Genomic DNA, 16,609 nt, shown 5'->3' on the forward strand with positions numbered 1-16,609 from the left:
TCAGCGCTCCTCGAAGAAGGTGGACGAGGCGTCGACATCGCGCAGACTCCACAGCGTCTTCCACGGCGATGCGTCGGCCGACTCGTCGTCGTAGTTGGCCAGAAGGGAGGGAACACCGGAGCCGCGCGGCGACTCGTAGACCAGGTCCGGTCGGGCCAGCGCCTCGTCCCGCCACCACTCGACGAACTCGTCGAAGGCCTCGGCAGTGGCCTTGAGCTCCGACGGTTCGACGGCGGAGACCCGGTCGAGGAGAGCGGTTCCGACCGTGTCGCGGAGGTCGCTCACGAAGTCCTCGACGCGTGCCGCCGCGTTGTTGTCGCGCGCGGCGGGCAGCATCAGGCGGGCCAACGCGACCACCACGGCGTGCAGCCCGCGCTCGCGGGCCCGGGAGGAGAAGGGAGTCACACTCGTGGACTCGACCTCCCGGTACAGGGCGGAATGGAAGCTCTGGAAGTCCTCGTAGTGGGAACGGTCGCGCGAGCGAGTGGAGTTCAGCATGACCGCGACGAAACCGGGGTGTTGACGGCCGACCCGGCTCGTCGCCTGGATGTACTCGGCGGTGGTCTGCGGCTGGCCCATCACCGCCATCAGCCCCAGCCGATCGACGTCGACTCCCACGGAGATCATGTTGGTGGCGAGCAACGTGTCCAATGCGCCCGGCATCGGGAGTCGTAGCTCCATCTCCTTGAGGCGCCTGGAGATGTCGCCGGAGTTCACCCGGCTGCTCAACTCCGTGAGGATGTCGGCGCGGCGTGCCTTGCCGCCGTCCCGCAGGGCGAGGTGCGCCAGACGGTCCTGGACGTCGTCGCGGACCTGGAGCTCGGCCGCCGACAGCAGTCGCAGACTGTTGAAGTAGCCGATCAGGGTCCAGTACGCGTCCTTCACCTCGGCCGGAGCCTCGTGCGTGTGCGCCCGCTGGAGCAGCGTCGCGTAGACCCGGATCAACAAGGTGGCCTGGCTGGTGGCGGCGGTCAACAGACCGACGTACCGGCGGGCCGCCTTGCGTTCCCGCGGGGTCTCCACCGCGAACCAGGAATCCCGGGCGTCGAGGCCGGCGGGCGGGAACTGCGCCACCGAACGGGCGAAGAGCTTCTGCCCCTGCTCGTCCGCGCGCCGGATGGTCGCGGTGGAGGCGATGACCTTGGGCCGATCGGCCAAGGCGTCCACGGCCGTCTCGTAAAGGCCCGTCAGCGTACCGAGCGGGCCCGAGATCAGGTGGAGCTCGTCCTGGACGATGAGTTCGGGCGGTCGGACCCCTTCCACGTCCCGGTTGAACAGGGATGCGGAAGCGGGTCGCCACGGCATCGAGGCGAACTTGTCCACGGTGGCGATGACCAGGGTGGGACGGTGGGCGTAGACGGCCTCGTCCACGAGGTGAACCGGCAGGCCCCGGCGGAAATCGCAGGTGAGGGACGGGCAGGTGACGGTCATCCGCACGGCATCCTCGTCGACCGCGTAGTCCTTGGACCGCAACGGCTCGCCACACCAGGGGCAGCCGCGCAGTTGGACCGGGTTCTCCGTCTGCAACTGGAAGCTCTCGTTGCGCGAGAGATCGGCCAGCTTGCTCGCGGCGACCGACAGCGTGTTGGGGGTCGCGGAACGGCCCACCCACATGCCGATGGAGATCTCGTCGTCGCCCAGCGTGGCAGGGTCGCCGGCCCGCAGCAGTTCCATGGCACAGATCAGCGCCGCGGCACGCTCGAACTGCTGGAGGGTGAGCAGTCGCAGCGTGTACCGCATGAGCACGGTCACGCCGCCCCCGGCCTCCCCGTCGCGCAGGCGCCGCAGGAAGGTGGTGAAGGCGATCAGACCGAGGTACGCCTCGGTCTTGCCACCACCGGTGGGGAACCACAGGAGGTCCGAGACGGCCCGGTCGTCGTGGTCGGGCCTGACGATCCCGGCCAGGCAGAGCAGCATGAAGGAGATCTGGAAAGGACGCCACCGGCCCGCTTGCTCGTCCGGCTCGCCCGACTTTCCACCCTTGATCCACGAGGTGCGGGCACGCTGTTCGGCCATCGCGAGATTCGCCAACCTGAAGGCACGCAGAACCTCGGGTCGTTCGGCGTCCGCGAGCAGGTCCACGCCCTCGCGCATCCGTCCGAGTGCCTGTCGGCACCTGATGACCTGTTCCGCCGCGGCCTTGCCGTGTTCCGTGCCGGCGAGCAGACGCGCCTGATCCTCCTGCGTCTCGATCCATCGCTCGTAACCGGACAACAGGTCCCGAAGGGCCGACACGACCTCGTGCGCCGGGTCGGTGCCCAGCTTGTACATGGTCAGTGCCTTGTCGTCGATCCCGGGGTTGGAGTCCGTCAACAGCACCTCGTGGGCGGGGACGAAGTCCGTACGCAGCATCGCGACCGAATGCCGGTCCGTCCGAACGGAGTCCACGGGAGGCGGCGTCCAGTCCCACTGGGCCGCGCAACCATGACCCGTGGCGAAGCCGGGGGCATGGCGGTACAGCAGCCGGCTCAGCGCATGCTCGTCGTCCACCGCACCCAGAGTCGTCGTCCGCGCGACGAACGCCGGACTCGTGCCGTCCTCGGCGGTGACCGTCAACTCGGGTTGGTAGAAGCAATGCGCGTCCCGGAGATCGAACTGGCCGACCTCCAGGCTGTTGACGACCGTGGCGGTCACGGTCACGGTGCCGTCCGAACCGGACCGGGCGCGGACCAGCACCCGCAGCTCCAACCCGGGGTGAAGAGGGATGGCCGGGAGCAGGCCGGGCCGCGTGACGTCCACGTACGCGGGCTCGATCCGCAGGGCCACACGTCTCCAGTGTTCCCGTTGGGCCTTGGTGCTGCGGGCCTCGGTCCGCTTCGCGGACACCGGATTGCCCGCCGCGTCCTCCGGGTTGTAGCCGGCTGCCCGTACGGTCAGGCGAATCCGAGAGGACACCGTCGGGTCCACCGCGAACGTCAGGCCGATGGACGACGGCATGCGGACGTTGGCCAGGGAGACGCCGAGGTCGCCGGGGCCTTCCTCGGCGTCCCGATGGGCATGGAGCGCAACCGTGTCCAGCCCGTCCCGCTCGGACTCGAGTTCGCCCCGCTCGACCGCACCACCGTGATCCGAGGTCGCCGGACCGGCCGGTCGCGGGCGCGGGAAGAGGACGCCGACCGGGTACGTGGTGATCGGCGGGTCGAGTTCGAGGACCTCGTCCTCGCCGCCCACCGGACCGAGGAGGTCCTTGCGAAGAGCATCGAGCAGCGAGTCGCACACCTCGTAATGTGCCTGGTGGGTCGAGCTGCTCATGCGTTGTCTCCTTCCGGTTCGTCCTCGTACCAGTGAAAGCGGCCCAGCCCGCACAAACGGGGCGCGAGCCATGCGCCGTGAGTGCCCAGCCCGGCGGCCTCGGTCGCCGAGGGGCTGCCCGCGACGCTTTCCACGTCGTCGACGCGCAGACCGGTGATCAGCGGTGGCCAGCGAACGACCTCGGAGTGCGCGGTACGACGCAGCATCCGGTGCAGGTCGGTGCGGAACCGCTCCGACACCACGGCGATCGGCCGACCCCCCACCACCACCGCGTAAGGCGGCGACTGGTCGGCGGCCACGGGGACGCCGTGCAGCAGGACGAGCTCCGCCTCGGCTCCGGGGGTGACCTCGGTCAAGAGGTGGCGCCACAGTTCCGCCGCGTCCTGACGGATGTCCTCCGTGCCCGCGGGCTGCTCGTGGGACACGTCGGAGCCGGTCAGCTCGATGCCGTTGCGTGCCCACGTGCTGCGACCGCCCAGGTACCAGCGGTCGATCCGCTTGTCCTTGCGGACGAGCCACGAGTTGGGGGCGTCCAGGACGTACAGATCGTCCCGGGCCCGGGTCATGGCCACGTACAGGAGCCGGGCTTCCGCCGCCGGGTCGTAGTCGCGCTTCTTCTTGCGCACCTGGGTCGGTTCCCTCAGCGCACGGGGCTCGGTGATCAGGACCCGGTCGAACTCGAGACCCTTGGCACGGTGCACGGTGGAGATCACCAGCGAGGACGACCGCGCCGCGGTGAGGTCGTCCGGCAACCGACCCTCGGCGACCGCGCGGTGCAGTGCGACGACATCGAGGGTCCCGCGACCGCTGCCCCTGGCGACCTTGCGCAGCGACCGCCACAGCGCCTCGGGTGAACTGCCGACCGGAACCCGCAGGTCGACCATCAGCTCCTCGAAGCGGGCACGGCTCACATCGGACACGCCGGCCGAGGCCAGGAGTTCGGCGATCCACACCGGGGCCGAGCGCTCTCGGGCCGAACGCTGGAGCGTGTGCGGGACGTCGGCGGCGGCCAACATGCCGGACAGCGTCAGAGCCTGGCCGTTGTCGCGGCACAGGATGGCCGTGGTGTCGGGGAAGTCGCGCAGGGCCGAACGGACGAACTCCTCCTCCAGCCCACCGAAGTTCGGCGCGGTGAGGAGCAACGCCCGCAGGTCGCCGTGGAGGCGCTCGGCCACGACGGCGGCCTCGGCCCGATCCCGCGGCAGCCCCTGCAACCGCGTGCCGTACGGAAGCGCCATACGGGCCGCCTCGGTGCGGGCGCGGAAGTTCTCGCCGAGGTGGAGCTCCACCAACTCCTCGCCGAACGTGACACGCACCCAGTCCAGGAACCGGTCCGTCTCGTCGGCGCGCTCATCCGGATCGGAGACCTGGAACCCGTACACCGCCTGAGTCGAATCGCCCACCAGGGTGAATCCGCTGTTCTCCTGGAACCGGTCGAGCAACGCCTCGACCATCTCCCGACGGACTCCCACGAGGTCCTGGACTTCGTCGATCACCACGTGGGCCGGCACGTACTCCCCGCCCTCGACCGCCCCCTTGTCGATCGCCTCGGTGGCGGCCTCGATACGGCCGTCGAAGGTGTACGCCGCCCAGTCCGTGTCCGGGTAGGCGCGATTGAGCAGGGCCGCGGCCCATGCGTCGAACGTGTGCACGCGGATCCGCTGTGCGGCGGCGGCATGCCGCTCGATCCGGTCGGTGAGTTCCCGGACCGCGGCCCGGGAGAAGCTGAGCACCAGGATCTCCCCGGCCTCCAGCTCCTCCCGTTCCACCAGTACGTCGAGCCGCCGCACCAGCGTGTGGGTCTTGCCGGCGCCGGCGCCCGCGGTGACCAGCACCCGGGCGTCCCAGGGCTGATCGACCACGGCCTGCTGCGCGGCGGTGAGCCGGTGTTCGGTGGGGTGGACGGTCGTCACTGGCCTTCGCTCCACAGGTACTCGAACTCCGTGAAGGCCAAGTCCTCGCCGAAGTTGGTGATGTTGTCCCGCACGTTGAGGATGAGGCAGCTGTCCTTGCCGCCGTTCTTCGGGCCGCGCAGGCCACGACCGATCATCTGCTGGTAGACGTTCGGGCTGTACGTCGGGCGGGCGACGACCACGGCACGGGTGGCCGGTGCGTCGAACCCCTGTGAGAGGACGCCGTAGTTGGTCAGGACCTGGATCCTGCCCTTGCGGAAGTCGTCGATCTGCTTGCGGCGTTCGTTGGTCGGAGTGTTCGAGTCGATCGCCGCCGCCTTGATGTCCCGGTCCCCGAGCTTGGCCGCGAGGAGCTTGGCGTGGGCCACGGAGGTGGCGAAGACCAGTACGGGCCAGTCCGCGGGCATGGCGGCGATCTCGTCGACGATGCGCTGGCTGCGCTCGTGGTCCTCGGCCAGGCGCTGTTCGGCTCCCTTGGGCAGCGTGGCGAACTTCTCGGACTGGGCGAGTTCGTCGGCGGTCAGAGAGATCGACGCGCCGACCAGTTCACGGTGTTCGACCTGGGCCAGGACTCCGATCTGCTGCAACCCCTTGATGGCGACGGACAGGTCTCCGTCGAACACGCCCGTGTCGAGGCGGCTGCCGAACCGCTGCACCAGCAGGCGGGTGAGCTCCTCGTTGTTCCGGTACGGGGTCGCGGTGAGGCCGACCAGATGGCGACTGGTCCGCCGGTGCGTCAGGTCCAGGTGTTCCAGCAGCCGCGTGTAGCGCGAGGACATCGCGGTGTGCGCCTCGTCGATGATGACGAGGGCGGCGGTCTCCCTCAGCCAGGCGTACTCCTCCTTGTCCAGGCAGCTGTCCAGCTTCGCGTCGGTGGCGACGACCAGGTGCGGGCGACCGTCGACGGGGGTCGCCTCGTTGGAGGCCCAGAGGCGGCTGATGACCAGCGGGAGTTCGGGACCGACCTTCGACCAGACGAACTTCCAGCTCTGCACGGCCTGCTCGCACAGTTCCTCGGTCTGCGCGATCCACAGGACCGGACCCGGCAGGTCCTCCCGGTCACGGATCCAGCGGATGACGCCTTCCGCCGTGACGCGGGTCTTGCCCGAGCCGGTCGGCAGACTCAGCATGCCGCGCTGGGGCATGGGCCTTTCCAGCAGTCCGAGCAGCGCCTGCGCGAGTTCTTCCTGGTAGGAGTGGAGGGCGGGGAACTCCGAGGGGCCGTCGACTTCGAGTCGGGGTTCGAGAGAGGGCACCGACGCGCCGGCGAAGGAGTCCGGGAACCCGAGGTCGGTGACGAAGCGCAGGGCTTTGGTGTTGCCGGTGAAGGAGCTGGGGGCGCGGGTGGGGAAGTCCAGGGAGAGATCGCGGGAGTGGACCCGCAGGATCGCCTCGCCGTGGGCGTTGAAGGCCATCTCGGCGATGCGTCGAGGGCTCGGCTCGCCCTGCTCCTGGATCTCGCTCTCCATGAGACCCGGAGGAAGTTCTCCGCGCAGGGCCTCCTCGCCGATGAGCAGAGCGATCTTGTCGATGATGCTCTCGCTCTCCCGCACCTCGCGCAGTCGCGCCAGGAGCGCCTGGTCATGCTCCTGACGGTCCTGGAACGCGAGGACCTGACTGCAGCCGGCCACACCGAAACCCCACTTGAACTCCTCGTCCGCGGCCTGCAGCACCTCCAGCCGTTCGAGGGAGTCCAGCACGAACAGGGTCTGGCCCTTCTTCGCGAACCTGAGCGGCTTCCGCTTGCTGCCCATGGGGGTGCGCACGACCTGTTCGAGCTCCGAGCAGCGCTGGATCCGGTAGCTGCTGCCGGCGTGACCGAGGCGTGCCTTGACCGTGGTGAACTCGTCGAACAGGGAGATCGTCCGCCCGATCTTGACGGGCTCGATCTCCTTGCTGATCACGTCGGAGACCTTGAGCATCCCCCATTCCTCGATCATCTCCTTCGCCGTGGCCACGTCCGACTTGTCGCCGACCAGGAGGGCGGGGAGCCGATGGCGGACCAGTTCCTTGAACTCCAGGGAGTTCATCGCGACGGCGATCTCGTTGTCGGGGCGTCCTTCCCAGTCGCCACCCACCCGGCAGCGGGTGGGTACGCCCTCCGGGAACTCGAAGCCGACCCGGTGCAGCAGGGCGTAGGCCCGGCCGATGAACTCGTCGTCCTTGCTCTCGAGCAGCAGGTCCAGCAGCTTGGCCCAGCGCCGGCTGGGCACCTCGTCGGCCGTGGTGGGCATGCCGAGCTTCCGTGCCGTCTCCTCCGAGACCTCGGCGACGGGGAGCACCGCGCGGTAGTTCCCCAGCTGGGGACCGACGGCCTCGGACACCCGGGTCAGTCCCATGGAGGTCTTCACACGCCCGTGCTTGGAAATCATCCAGCGCAGCGGGGAGACGACCGGCTTGCGGGAGTTCGCGCTGGTCCCGTACTGCATCTGCCAGTACTGGGAGATGTCGGTGGCGGGCAGAGCCGCCACGAAGGACGCGCGCCCTTCCTCGGACAGTACGGGCAGCAGGTGCAGCGGCCCCAGGGTCGGGGCGCCCTCGACCGTGAGGCGGGTGATGCTGGGCCGCGGGGCCGAGCTGGCCAGGCCGCGCAGGTGCCGGTCGTGGACGGCCTGTCGGTACTCCTCGAACCAGGGCTCCTCGTTCGGTCGGTGTCCGCCGGTGGGACGGTCGAAGAGGCCGAGTTCGCGGAAGACGGCCTTGTCGCTCTCGTGGAAGTCCATGTCCACGGCGATGGCCTCGTCCCGGCTGCCGTCGCCGGGCACCACGGGTCCCGGCAGCAGGCAGTCGCGCATCGCCCGGTACCGCCCGTCCAAGGTGCGCACGCGCAGGGTCTCCAGCGGCTTGGGGACCTTGCTCCGGATGCGGTTGACCTGTGCGCTGCCGCCGGCGCTGCGCAGCAGGACCCAGAAGTTCGCCCAGGCGTTGGCGTCGTAGTTGTCGAAGCCCTGATCGAGGACGCCCTCGAACCGTCCCTGGGCGTCCGCGACCCGGATGCCGATGTTGTGCAGGTGACGGGCCATTTCCGGGCGATCGGAAATCGACGGGTGGACGTAGACCATGTCGTCGCGGAGCGAATCGGCGGACGTGCGGTGGAAGATCTCGCCCGCGATGGGGGCGACCACCCCGTGCTCCTCGGTCACCACGATCTTGGCCCGGCGGGCCTCCGCGGTGAGCGGTGAGTCTCCGAGCAGGCGCGCGGCCTGATCCTTGAGGACCATCAGGGACAGGATCTCGATGGCGTGGCACGAGGCCTCCGGGGACCCGTCGGCGACGAGTGCCTCCAGCCAGTCCTTGACGCTCTCGGGGGTCTTGCCGGCCGCCTCGAGGATGTGGTTCATCTTGCCGCGGCGCAGGGTGGTGTCGGCCGCGTCGACGGAACCGTGCACCCAGTTGACGGGGCGGCCCTCGTACTCCGACCAGATCCGGACCCACTCCTTGTCCAGGCCGGCGGGCGGCACGAACAGATCGCGGGGGACCTGGAGCACGCCCTTCTGGTCCGGCAGCGAGGGGCGCTGGGCGGCCATGTCCCAGAACTGGCGGAGGAAGTGCTCGTCCGCCCAGTTGAGCTTCTCCTTGGTGCGACCCGGAAGGAGCGGCAGGTAGGCCGCCGGGTCCTCGTCGGGCACCAGCTGCGGGAGGGTGTCGATGACCAACCGGGCCGCGACCTGGAGCAGTTCGCGATTGAACGGGCTGCCGTCGAGGAGGTGCTGGCGGTCCTCGTTCGTCTTCCACGGGGCGTTGAGGATGCCCGTGAGCGACACGTCGTACTTGGTGGGGAAGAAGGCCCAGAAGGCGCCCTTGCCGACAGGCGTCGTGTGAAGGCCGTTGCTGCGCACGGTGTACTCGGGCACGGCCCAGGAGATCTCGAGCACCGGGCGGTTGTGGAGTTCGCCGGCGCTGTCCGCGACCTTGTCGGTGGGGGAGTGGGAGACGGAGAACACCTTCCACTCTTCGGTGGTCTGCTTGGCGCCCCGCGCGACCTCCTTGAGGGTGCGGTGGACTCCGTTGGGCTCGATCGAGATTTCCCGGCGGGTGGGGGGCATGGTGCGCTCGTCGTGCAGCATCACCTGCCCGACGTGCGAGGAGAACAGCTGGAAGTGGGCCGGGAAGGGATCGGTCACCCGCCCGTCGCGGCTCCTGTGCCCGCTGATGTCATGTGCGAGACGCTCGGCGGCACCGCGCATCAAGGGGAGTCGGACGACGGTGGTGGCCCAACGCAGCAGTTTGTCCAGCACGTCGTCGTCGGCGCGCTCCTGCTCGACGTCGAGGGGGCGGGCCATGCGGAGCACCGGGGTGTCCATGCCGATGTCGCCCTCCCGGCCGAGCGCCTGGGCGATCTCCGCGGCGGACCAGTCCCGGTCGAAGCCGAACCCGAACGAACCGTTGCCACTGAAGAACTGGGGGGAGTCGCTCACGGAGAGGACGGACTTGACGCCGACGCCGAACCGCCCGATCTGACCGCCCCGTTTGCGCGAGACGCTCATCCGCAGGATCGTCTCGGCGCCCTCCTCCGTGACCGGGGTGCCCTCGTTCGCGCAGTAGAGGTGGTCTTCGGTCAGGACGACGTGCAGTCTGCCGCCGGGCTTGGCCGCGATCTCGTCCGCGGCGTTCTGCACCAGCTCGAACAACTGCCGCTCGCCGTAACCGCCCTGCGTGATGCGACGCTCGCCGTTCGCGTGTTCCTGCACGAGCCCCGGGTCCACCCGATACGTCTGCAGCACGACGGAGGACTGGCGGATCACGGTCTGGATCACGGGAGAGAGAGGACGGTCGGCGAGCTGCCGGTCGGTCATGAGGCACCTGTCTCGTACATGAGAGAAAACGGACCTGGGACGCGCGGGGGGATACGGAGGTGCCGGCACCTCCGGCGGTGCACAAGAGGAAGAGGGCTGGAGGGGCTGACGGGTGGGGAACGGGTGGGGAGGGAGGTCGGCTTTCGGCCGTGGTGACCGTGGTGACCGTGGTGACCGTGGTGATCGTCGTGACGGGTCGCTTCCCCTCCCGCGGGTACGCCGATACGCACCCTGACTGGATTTGCGCATGCGAGCAGTGCGGTTGACCTGAAGGCAGAGCTCTCCGCCCCCCTGGATGACACACCCTCAACATCCGCTGTTGGTAAGGGAGTTGCCGAAAGGAGCATACCTGGCGATCGACAAGTCGATCAAGGGGCGGACTTTTCGATTGCGGCACTGTGCTGGCGCACCGGAGGATCGGTGATGTCAACGACTGTTTGACGCCGACGACTGTGTCAAATGCGGTGTTAGTGTTGCCCGGTCCGGAACCGAGGGAAGTGGGGTGGAGGCCAATGGAGGACATCGAGGAGTTCGGTGTCTGGCTCGGCCGCCAACTGCGGCGCAACGGGATGTCGCAGGCGGAGTTCGCCAAGAACCTGGGCTTGTCGCGCGCGGCGGTGTCGGCGTGGGTCACCGGCAGGGCGCGGCCTCGTGCCGAGGTCATGGTCGAGATCGCCCGGCTCCTCGACACGGACCTCGCCACGCTCGTGACCAGGGACGCCGACGCGGGCTCTGCCCGTCCGATCGGCTGGTACCACCGCGGCGCCCACCAGGACGGCGGTCGGGAGTACGGCAACGCCGCCGCCTTCGCCTTCGAGCCGAACCTGGCCGTGCTGGTCCGAGAGGTCACCCAGAACTCGCTCGACGAGCGGCTCGACCCGCGACGTCCGGTGCGGGTGCGCTTCACCCTGCACAAGCTGACGGGTGAACACAAGCACGCTTTTCTCTCGGCCTTGAAGTGGGATGAGCTGGAGCCCCACTACACGGCCGCGGCGCAATCCCGACAGAAGGTGGGGCGAGTCCTCGCCGAAGGGCTGCGAGCGCTGCGCGATGACTCGCCCCTCCTGCTCCTGCGGGTGGACGACTACAACGCCTCGGGTCTGACCGGACCCGAATACGGGGACGGCCGCTACGCCGCCGTGGTCCGCCGGCAGCTCGACAGTCACAAGAGCAACGACCGGGCCGGTGGATCGTACGGGCTCGGGAAGGCCACTCTGTGGGCGGCCGGCCTGCTCGGCCTGGTTCTGATCAACAGCACCCTCTCCCAACCGCACGAGGGTCAAACGGCGCGCCGTGTGGTCGGTCGTCTCGACCTTCCCTGGCGCGAGGTCGAGGGTGTCGCGTACGCCGGACCCGCGTGGCTCGGCGAGCCCGACACGGAGAAGGAACACGAAGGCGTGGCCCGGTCCTGGTGGGCGGACGAGCGGACCGTCGTCGATCTACGGCTCGATCGGGACGGCGACGACCCCGGAACCTCCTTCCTCGTCGTCGGAGTCCACGACGAGGCCGGTGACAGCGACGACCTGAACGAGATGTGCGAGGCGCTCCAGCGGGCACTGGCGGACAACTTCTGGGCGGCCATGACGTCCGGCCGCTCGACGTCGGCCATGCTCGAAACGTCGGTCCGCGCCCTTCTCAACGGAGAACCGGTGGTTCCGGAGCGGCGGGTCGACCCGACCGAACGACACCCCGCGCTGGTTCACGCGCTCCGCGCCCACATCGACGGCGAGACGGTCGACGAGCTCACGGCCGCGGGACAGGTCGCGGCGGCAGAAGTGCCCCTCGTCGTACCGCCGCTGCGCACCAGCGGGCCGAATGTCGAGGCGCACGGCCATCGTGCGGTGCTCCTGGTCACGTCGGCCGCCGACACCGACGAGGCGCACAGCCGCATCGTCTGCATGCGCGGAACCCGGATGACGGTCACGGCCCGACGCCCGCGCGGCCTGGGAATGGGAGCGGACCCCTTCCACGCCGTCCTCCTCGCCGGATTCGCCACCGGCGACGACGGCGAGGCGACCCACGCCGCCGAGGCGTTCCTCCGAGCGGCCGAGCCGCCCGAGCACGACAGGTGGGGGGTGACGGAGGAGCTCACGGCGGCCTACGCCAACGCGCCGCGCCGGCTGACCGACTTCAACACGGCCATGGACGCGGCGCTGCGGGGGGTGGTCGGTCGGCGCGGCACCGGTCGGGATTCGACCGGTCCCGAACTCCTGCGGAACCTGCTGCGCTTCGACGCGCCCACCGCGTCGAGCGGCCGCCGCGGAAGGGTTCGTCCGGCCGTGGACCGGGTCGTCGGCAAGGTCGACGCGAACGGGGCCTGGACCTTGGACGTGACGGTGACCGTTCCGCAGCGCGACGACGTCTGGCAGTTGCTGCCGGTGGTCAAGTTCGACGTACGGTCCGGGGGACGCCCGTCATTGCAATGGGCGGAGCTGTCCGCGAAGGAGAACTGCGAGATCGTGGACGGTCGGGTCCTCGTCGACCCCGACGTGCGGTCGGCGCGGTTCGAGGGGATCACGGCCATCGGCAGCCATCCCGTGGCCGCGGCCATGGCCGGTGTGATCGTGGACGTCCAGCAGGCGCGGGAGGCCTCGGCGTGAGCACTTTGTACGCGTATCCGACCCTGGTCGGGAAGATCGAGGTCACCGTGCGGGGAGCGCACATCGACGGGAAGCCGCTCCCACTTTCCCTGATCTCCCGGCAAGACCGGGTCGTCGCCCTCCACCAGGCCGAGCGGGACGACTGGACCGAGGGTGTCATCGACCTCGAAGTCTCCCTCCCCATGGACGAATTGGCCGACGGTCCGTGGTCCGGAGTCACCTGCGTGGCCGTCCTGACCGAGGGAGCCACCAACACCCGCGTGGTCAGCCGTCTGGAGCGCCGCCGAGAGGACAGGCACTGGCGGGGCGAGGTCCGGGTGCGGCGCTCCACCCATCTGGCACGCGCACTCCTCCAGGTGAGCGTCGTCGGCACCCACGGCGGTGTCGACGGACGAGTGCTCGGCACGAGCGACTCGCCATGGGTCGTGGACCTGCTCGCCCGCACCCCCACCGGACAGTGCGACCTGGAGATCCGTGAGGTGGACTTCCGCGACGGGCCGGACGAATGGCTGCGCCCGTTCATGGAGGCACCCTGGCTGATCGACACCACCGGGGAGTCGCCGACCGTCCTGCTCAACAGCTCGTTCGAGGGTCTGGTCGAGCTGCTGTCCGGAGCACGAGGCCCACTGGAGAAGGCGACCGCAGGGCTGGTGGCCGGGCAGATCGCGACGGATGCCTGGGCGACCATGTTCCACGCCGCGCTGAGCGACCTCGAATTCGACGAGGACGGCACCCCCCGCCTTCCCGGCGGATGGCAGGAGTCGGCGCTGCGCTCCATGCTCCCCGAGGTGTTCCCCGGGCTGTCCCTCCCCGAGGCGCTGAGCGAGGCCCACGGTCGACGAAGCGATGGTCGGGGCTGGGCGGAGGTGCAGTCCCGCATCCGGTTCGCGGCGGCACGACGCGGCCAGGTGCCCAAGAACCTGACGGCGTCGCTGCGAGCCGTATCCCGTGCCCAGGAAGGGGCGAGCAGATGACCCGACACCGCATCGAGCCCCCCGAACGACTCGCTTTGCTCCCCACCCCCCGCGCTTCGGCATTCCTCACCCACGGGGTACTGGCGGGACTGGACGCCCTGCCGCAGGTCACGGTCCTTCGCGCGAGCACGACGATCGAGGACGACTCCGTCCGTTGGTCCGCCGCCCCGGTACGCGAGCTCGTGGACGAGGCGATGAGCCGGTTCGACGCGAGGCGGACCGATGCGGACGCCTGGCTGGCTCCCCGGCTGCACGCGACCCTCCGGATGACCCGCGCGGAGGCGGCCAACGCCGCTCTGTGGAACTTCCTCGCCCTGTGCGTGGCGCCGGACTACGTCCTGTGGCGGCATGCGGCGCCGGGGGTGTCCACCGACGGCACGCCGGGAAAGGTCAGCGGTCCCCGGTTCGTCGGCCCTCACCACAGCCAGGCCTTCGCCCGGTTGTGGTGGGCCGCGGAAATGTTCCGCAACGGGTCCGACTACGCCTCCGCCGAGATCGCCTGCCTCAACCAGGACATGATCAATACGGCCCTCCGGTTGGACGCCATCGACCACAAACCCACGGCACTGGCTCTGGTCGGCGTCCTCAAGGGGATGGCCGACGCCGGGGTCACCCGTCTGGGAGACAGGGTCAACGCGTTGTGCACGGCGGTCAACACGGCCGGAGGCACGCTCATGTACGACGTGATCGCCCCGGACGAAGCGCCCGATCACGCCGCACTCACGGAGTGGATCGACGACGCGGAATCCGCGCCGGCCGTTCCGTGGAACCGCCTGCCCGAGGGGCCGCGGGACGGCACCGCCCGGCGCTCCTCCTGCGAGGTCCTGTCACGGATGTTCGAACGCTTCGCCGCGGAGGCACCGTTGCGTGACCGGACTCGGCCCGGGGACTGGCGCGACCCGTGGGACAACGGGAGCGAAGGCCGTGTCAGGGCGTGACGATCGCGAAGTCCGGGTCGGGTTCGGTCAGGCAGCCGAGCAGCTCGGTGAGCCTTGACGGGTCGCCGGTGATACGGGCGCGCCCGGCGAGCTCCGACGGGGGCACCGTCCCGAGCAGGACCGCGCGCAGATCCTCTTCGGTCAGGGCGATCTCGATGTCCGGATCCCGGTCTTGTCCGCCGTCACCGAAGCTGTGGACGAGGACGCCGTTGCGCAGCCACTGGGTGACGCGCCGGCCGTCGTCCAGGTTCCAGCGGACGGTGACGTCCTTGTCCCAGCTGCCGGGGCCGTCGACTCGGATGGCGAGGGCGTCGAAGAGCTGGTCGAGGGTCAGGGCGGCCAGCAGGTCCGGGACGACCGCGACGGTGGGAGTTCCGACCGGGCCCTGGCGCAGTTCGAGGGCGGCCATGAGGAACGAGTTGCGCCAGGTGCCGTTCTCGCTGCCGTAGCCGAGCTGCTCCAGGGCATCCGCCTGCAGGGCGCGGGCCTGCCGGTTGTCGGGGTCGGCGAACACGACGTGGTTGACGACCTCGACGACCCATCGATAGTCGCCTTCCTCGAAGGAGGCGCGGGCCCGGCGCAGGACCTCGTCGGCGCCGCCCATGAACTCGACGTACCGCTGCGCGGACTCGACCGGCGGGTACGCCCACAGGCGGGCGGGGTTGCCGTCGTACCAGCCCAGGTAGCGCTGGTAGACGGCCTTGGTGTCGTGGTTGACCGAGCCGTAGTACCCGTGGGTGTGCCACGCGCGCTCCAGCGCGGGCGGCATCTCCATCCGCTCGGCGATCTCCGGTGCGGTCAGCCCCTGGTTGAGCATGCGCAGGGTCTGGTCGTGCAGGTAGGCGTAGGCGTCGCGCTGCTCGGACAGGAACCCCCGCACCCGCTCGCGACCCCACACCGGCCAGTGGTGCGAGGCGAACGCGACGTCGGTGCCCGCCAGGTACAGCTCCATGGCCTCGGTGAGGTAGCGCGCCCAGACGCGCGCGTCACGGACCTCGGCACCGCGCAGGGTCAGCAGGTTGTGGAGGTTGTGCGTGGCGTTCTCCGCCATGCACAGGGCGGCCCGGTCGGGAAAGTGGATGTTCAGCTCGGCGGGGGCCTCGGTGCCCGGGGTCATCTGGAACACCATGCGAATGCCGTCGACGGTCTCGGTCTGCCCGGTGCGGGTGACGGTCAGCGTCGGCGGGATGAGCCCCACCGACCCCGTCGAGGCGGTCTGGCCGAGCCCGGCGCTGATCTGGCCCTGCGGGCCCTTGGGCAGTGCCGCCCCGAACATGTAGGCGGCGCGCCGGGCCATGGCGGTCCCGGCGTAGACGTTCTCGCTCACGGCGTGTTCGAGGAAGCCCTCGGGGGCGATCACCGGCACGCCGCCCGCGACGTCCGCCTCGGTGACCACGCCCCTGACGCCGCCGAAGTGGTCGACGTGGCTGTGGGTGTAGAGCACGCCGGTGACAGGGCGGACGCCGCGGTGCGCGCGGTAGAGCGCCAGCCCGGCGGCCGCGGTCTCCGCGGAGACCAGCGGGTCGATCACCACGATCCCCCGGTCGCCCTCCACCAGGGTCATGTTCGACAGGTCGAAGCCGCGCACCTGGTAGATGCCCTCGGTCACCTCGAACAAGCCGTGGCGCGTGGTCAGCCGTCCCTGCCTCCACAGGCTCGGGTTGACCGTCTCCGGGCAGTCCCCGCCCAGGAACGCGTAGGCGTCGAGGTCCCACACGCTCTCGCCCTGCGCACCGAGGACGCGGCTGTCCTCCAGCGATCCGAGCCAGCCGCGTGAGGCGTCGTCGAAGTCGCGGGTGTCGTCGAAGGGGTAGCGCATGAGCACCGCCTTGTTGGCGGCGGCGATCTGCGCCTGGGCCGCCTTCGACCGACTTGCCTGCTCCATGGTGCTCCCCTTCTCCCCGCCAGGCCCGGGCCGTGGCGTAGCCATCTCTCCAGCCGTCGACGCCACTCTTCGCACCGGGCCGGCGCGGCGCCGGCCGGGTTGCTCCGTTCGGGGCCCCGACCGCGGAGGCACGGGCAACCCGCCCGGACGGCTCGGCCCCGGTCGCCGGGGTGCGGCAGGCCGCCCGCACCCTCCGGCCGCTTGATCACGGTGGGCAAGTCCGAGGTCTTCGGCGGCCGTCCGATCCGACG

At 69.9% G+C, this 16,609-nt stretch carries 7 protein-coding genes; 3 read left to right on the plus strand and 4 right to left on the minus strand.

Going from position 1 to position 16,609, the window contains the following annotated elements:
• Genes ACIQ5Y_RS32400 through ACIQ5Y_RS32410 form a run of 3 tightly spaced genes read right to left on the minus strand, consistent with a single transcriptional unit; the run spans position 1 to position 9,961 of the window.
• Complete coding sequence (locus tag ACIQ5Y_RS32400; RefSeq protein ID WP_403888562.1) at positions 1-3,252, minus strand: helicase-related protein; 3,252 nt, start codon at positions 3,250-3,252, stop codon at positions 1-3.
• Positions 3,249-5,165 (minus strand): UvrD-helicase domain-containing protein, encoded by a 1,917-nt coding sequence (locus tag ACIQ5Y_RS32405; RefSeq protein ID WP_403888565.1) that lies wholly within the window; start codon positions 5,163-5,165, stop codon positions 3,249-3,251. The genes ACIQ5Y_RS32400 and ACIQ5Y_RS32405 overlap by 4 nt, the downstream gene beginning before the upstream one ends.
• Positions 5,162-9,961, minus strand: a complete 4,800-nt coding sequence (locus tag ACIQ5Y_RS32410; protein ID WP_403888569.1) for a DEAD/DEAH box helicase — start codon at positions 9,959-9,961, stop codon at positions 5,162-5,164. The genes ACIQ5Y_RS32405 and ACIQ5Y_RS32410 overlap by 4 nt, the downstream gene beginning before the upstream one ends.
• A 512-nt stretch (positions 9,962-10,473) precedes the next feature.
• Between ACIQ5Y_RS32410 and ACIQ5Y_RS32415 the strand changes: the two genes are divergently transcribed.
• The 3 genes from ACIQ5Y_RS32415 to ACIQ5Y_RS32425 are packed head-to-tail and all read left to right on the plus strand — an operon-like array spanning position 10,474 to position 14,473.
• Complete coding sequence (locus tag ACIQ5Y_RS32415; RefSeq protein WP_403888572.1) at positions 10,474-12,561, plus strand: helix-turn-helix transcriptional regulator; 2,088 nt, start codon at positions 10,474-10,476, stop codon at positions 12,559-12,561.
• Complete coding sequence (locus tag ACIQ5Y_RS32420) at positions 12,558-13,535, plus strand: hypothetical protein (protein WP_403888575.1); 978 nt, start codon at positions 12,558-12,560, stop codon at positions 13,533-13,535. Before ACIQ5Y_RS32415 ends, ACIQ5Y_RS32420 begins: the two co-directional genes overlap by 4 nt.
• Positions 13,532-14,473 (plus strand): DUF6339 family protein, encoded by a 942-nt coding sequence (locus tag ACIQ5Y_RS32425; protein ID WP_403888578.1) that lies wholly within the window; start codon positions 13,532-13,534, stop codon positions 14,471-14,473. The genes ACIQ5Y_RS32420 and ACIQ5Y_RS32425 overlap by 4 nt, the downstream gene beginning before the upstream one ends.
• Here the strand turns inward: ACIQ5Y_RS32425 and ACIQ5Y_RS32430 are convergent.
• Positions 14,463-16,358, minus strand: coding sequence for an alkyl/aryl-sulfatase (locus tag ACIQ5Y_RS32430; RefSeq protein WP_403888581.1), 1,896 nt, complete (start codon positions 16,356-16,358; stop codon positions 14,463-14,465). The genes ACIQ5Y_RS32425 and ACIQ5Y_RS32430 overlap by 11 nt on opposite strands.
• Positions 16,359-16,609: the final 251 nt, after the last annotated feature.

The sequence above is a fragment of the Streptomyces sp. NPDC096339 genome, from assembly GCF_044762985.1.
In the GTDB taxonomy this organism is placed as follows: domain Bacteria; phylum Actinomycetota; class Actinomycetes; order Streptomycetales; family Streptomycetaceae; genus Streptomyces.

Excerpts from the sequence above, each read along its gene's own strand:
- ACIQ5Y_RS32410 (WP_403888569.1), bottom strand. The coding sequence starts at position 9,961 with ATGACCGACCGGCAGCTCGCCGACCGTCCTCTCTCTCCCGTGATCCAG.
- ACIQ5Y_RS32415 (WP_403888572.1), top strand. The coding sequence starts at position 10,474 with ATGGAGGACATCGAGGAGTTCGGTGTCTGGCTCGGCCGCCAACTGCGG.
- ACIQ5Y_RS32430 (WP_403888581.1), bottom strand. The coding sequence starts at position 16,358 with ATGGAGCAGGCAAGTCGGTCGAAGGCGGCCCAGGCGCAGATCGCCGCC.
- ACIQ5Y_RS32425 (WP_403888578.1), top strand. The coding sequence starts at position 13,532 with ATGACCCGACACCGCATCGAGCCCCCCGAACGACTCGCTTTGCTCCCC.
- ACIQ5Y_RS32400 (WP_403888562.1), bottom strand. The coding sequence starts at position 3,252 with ATGAGCAGCTCGACCCACCAGGCACATTACGAGGTGTGCGACTCGCTG.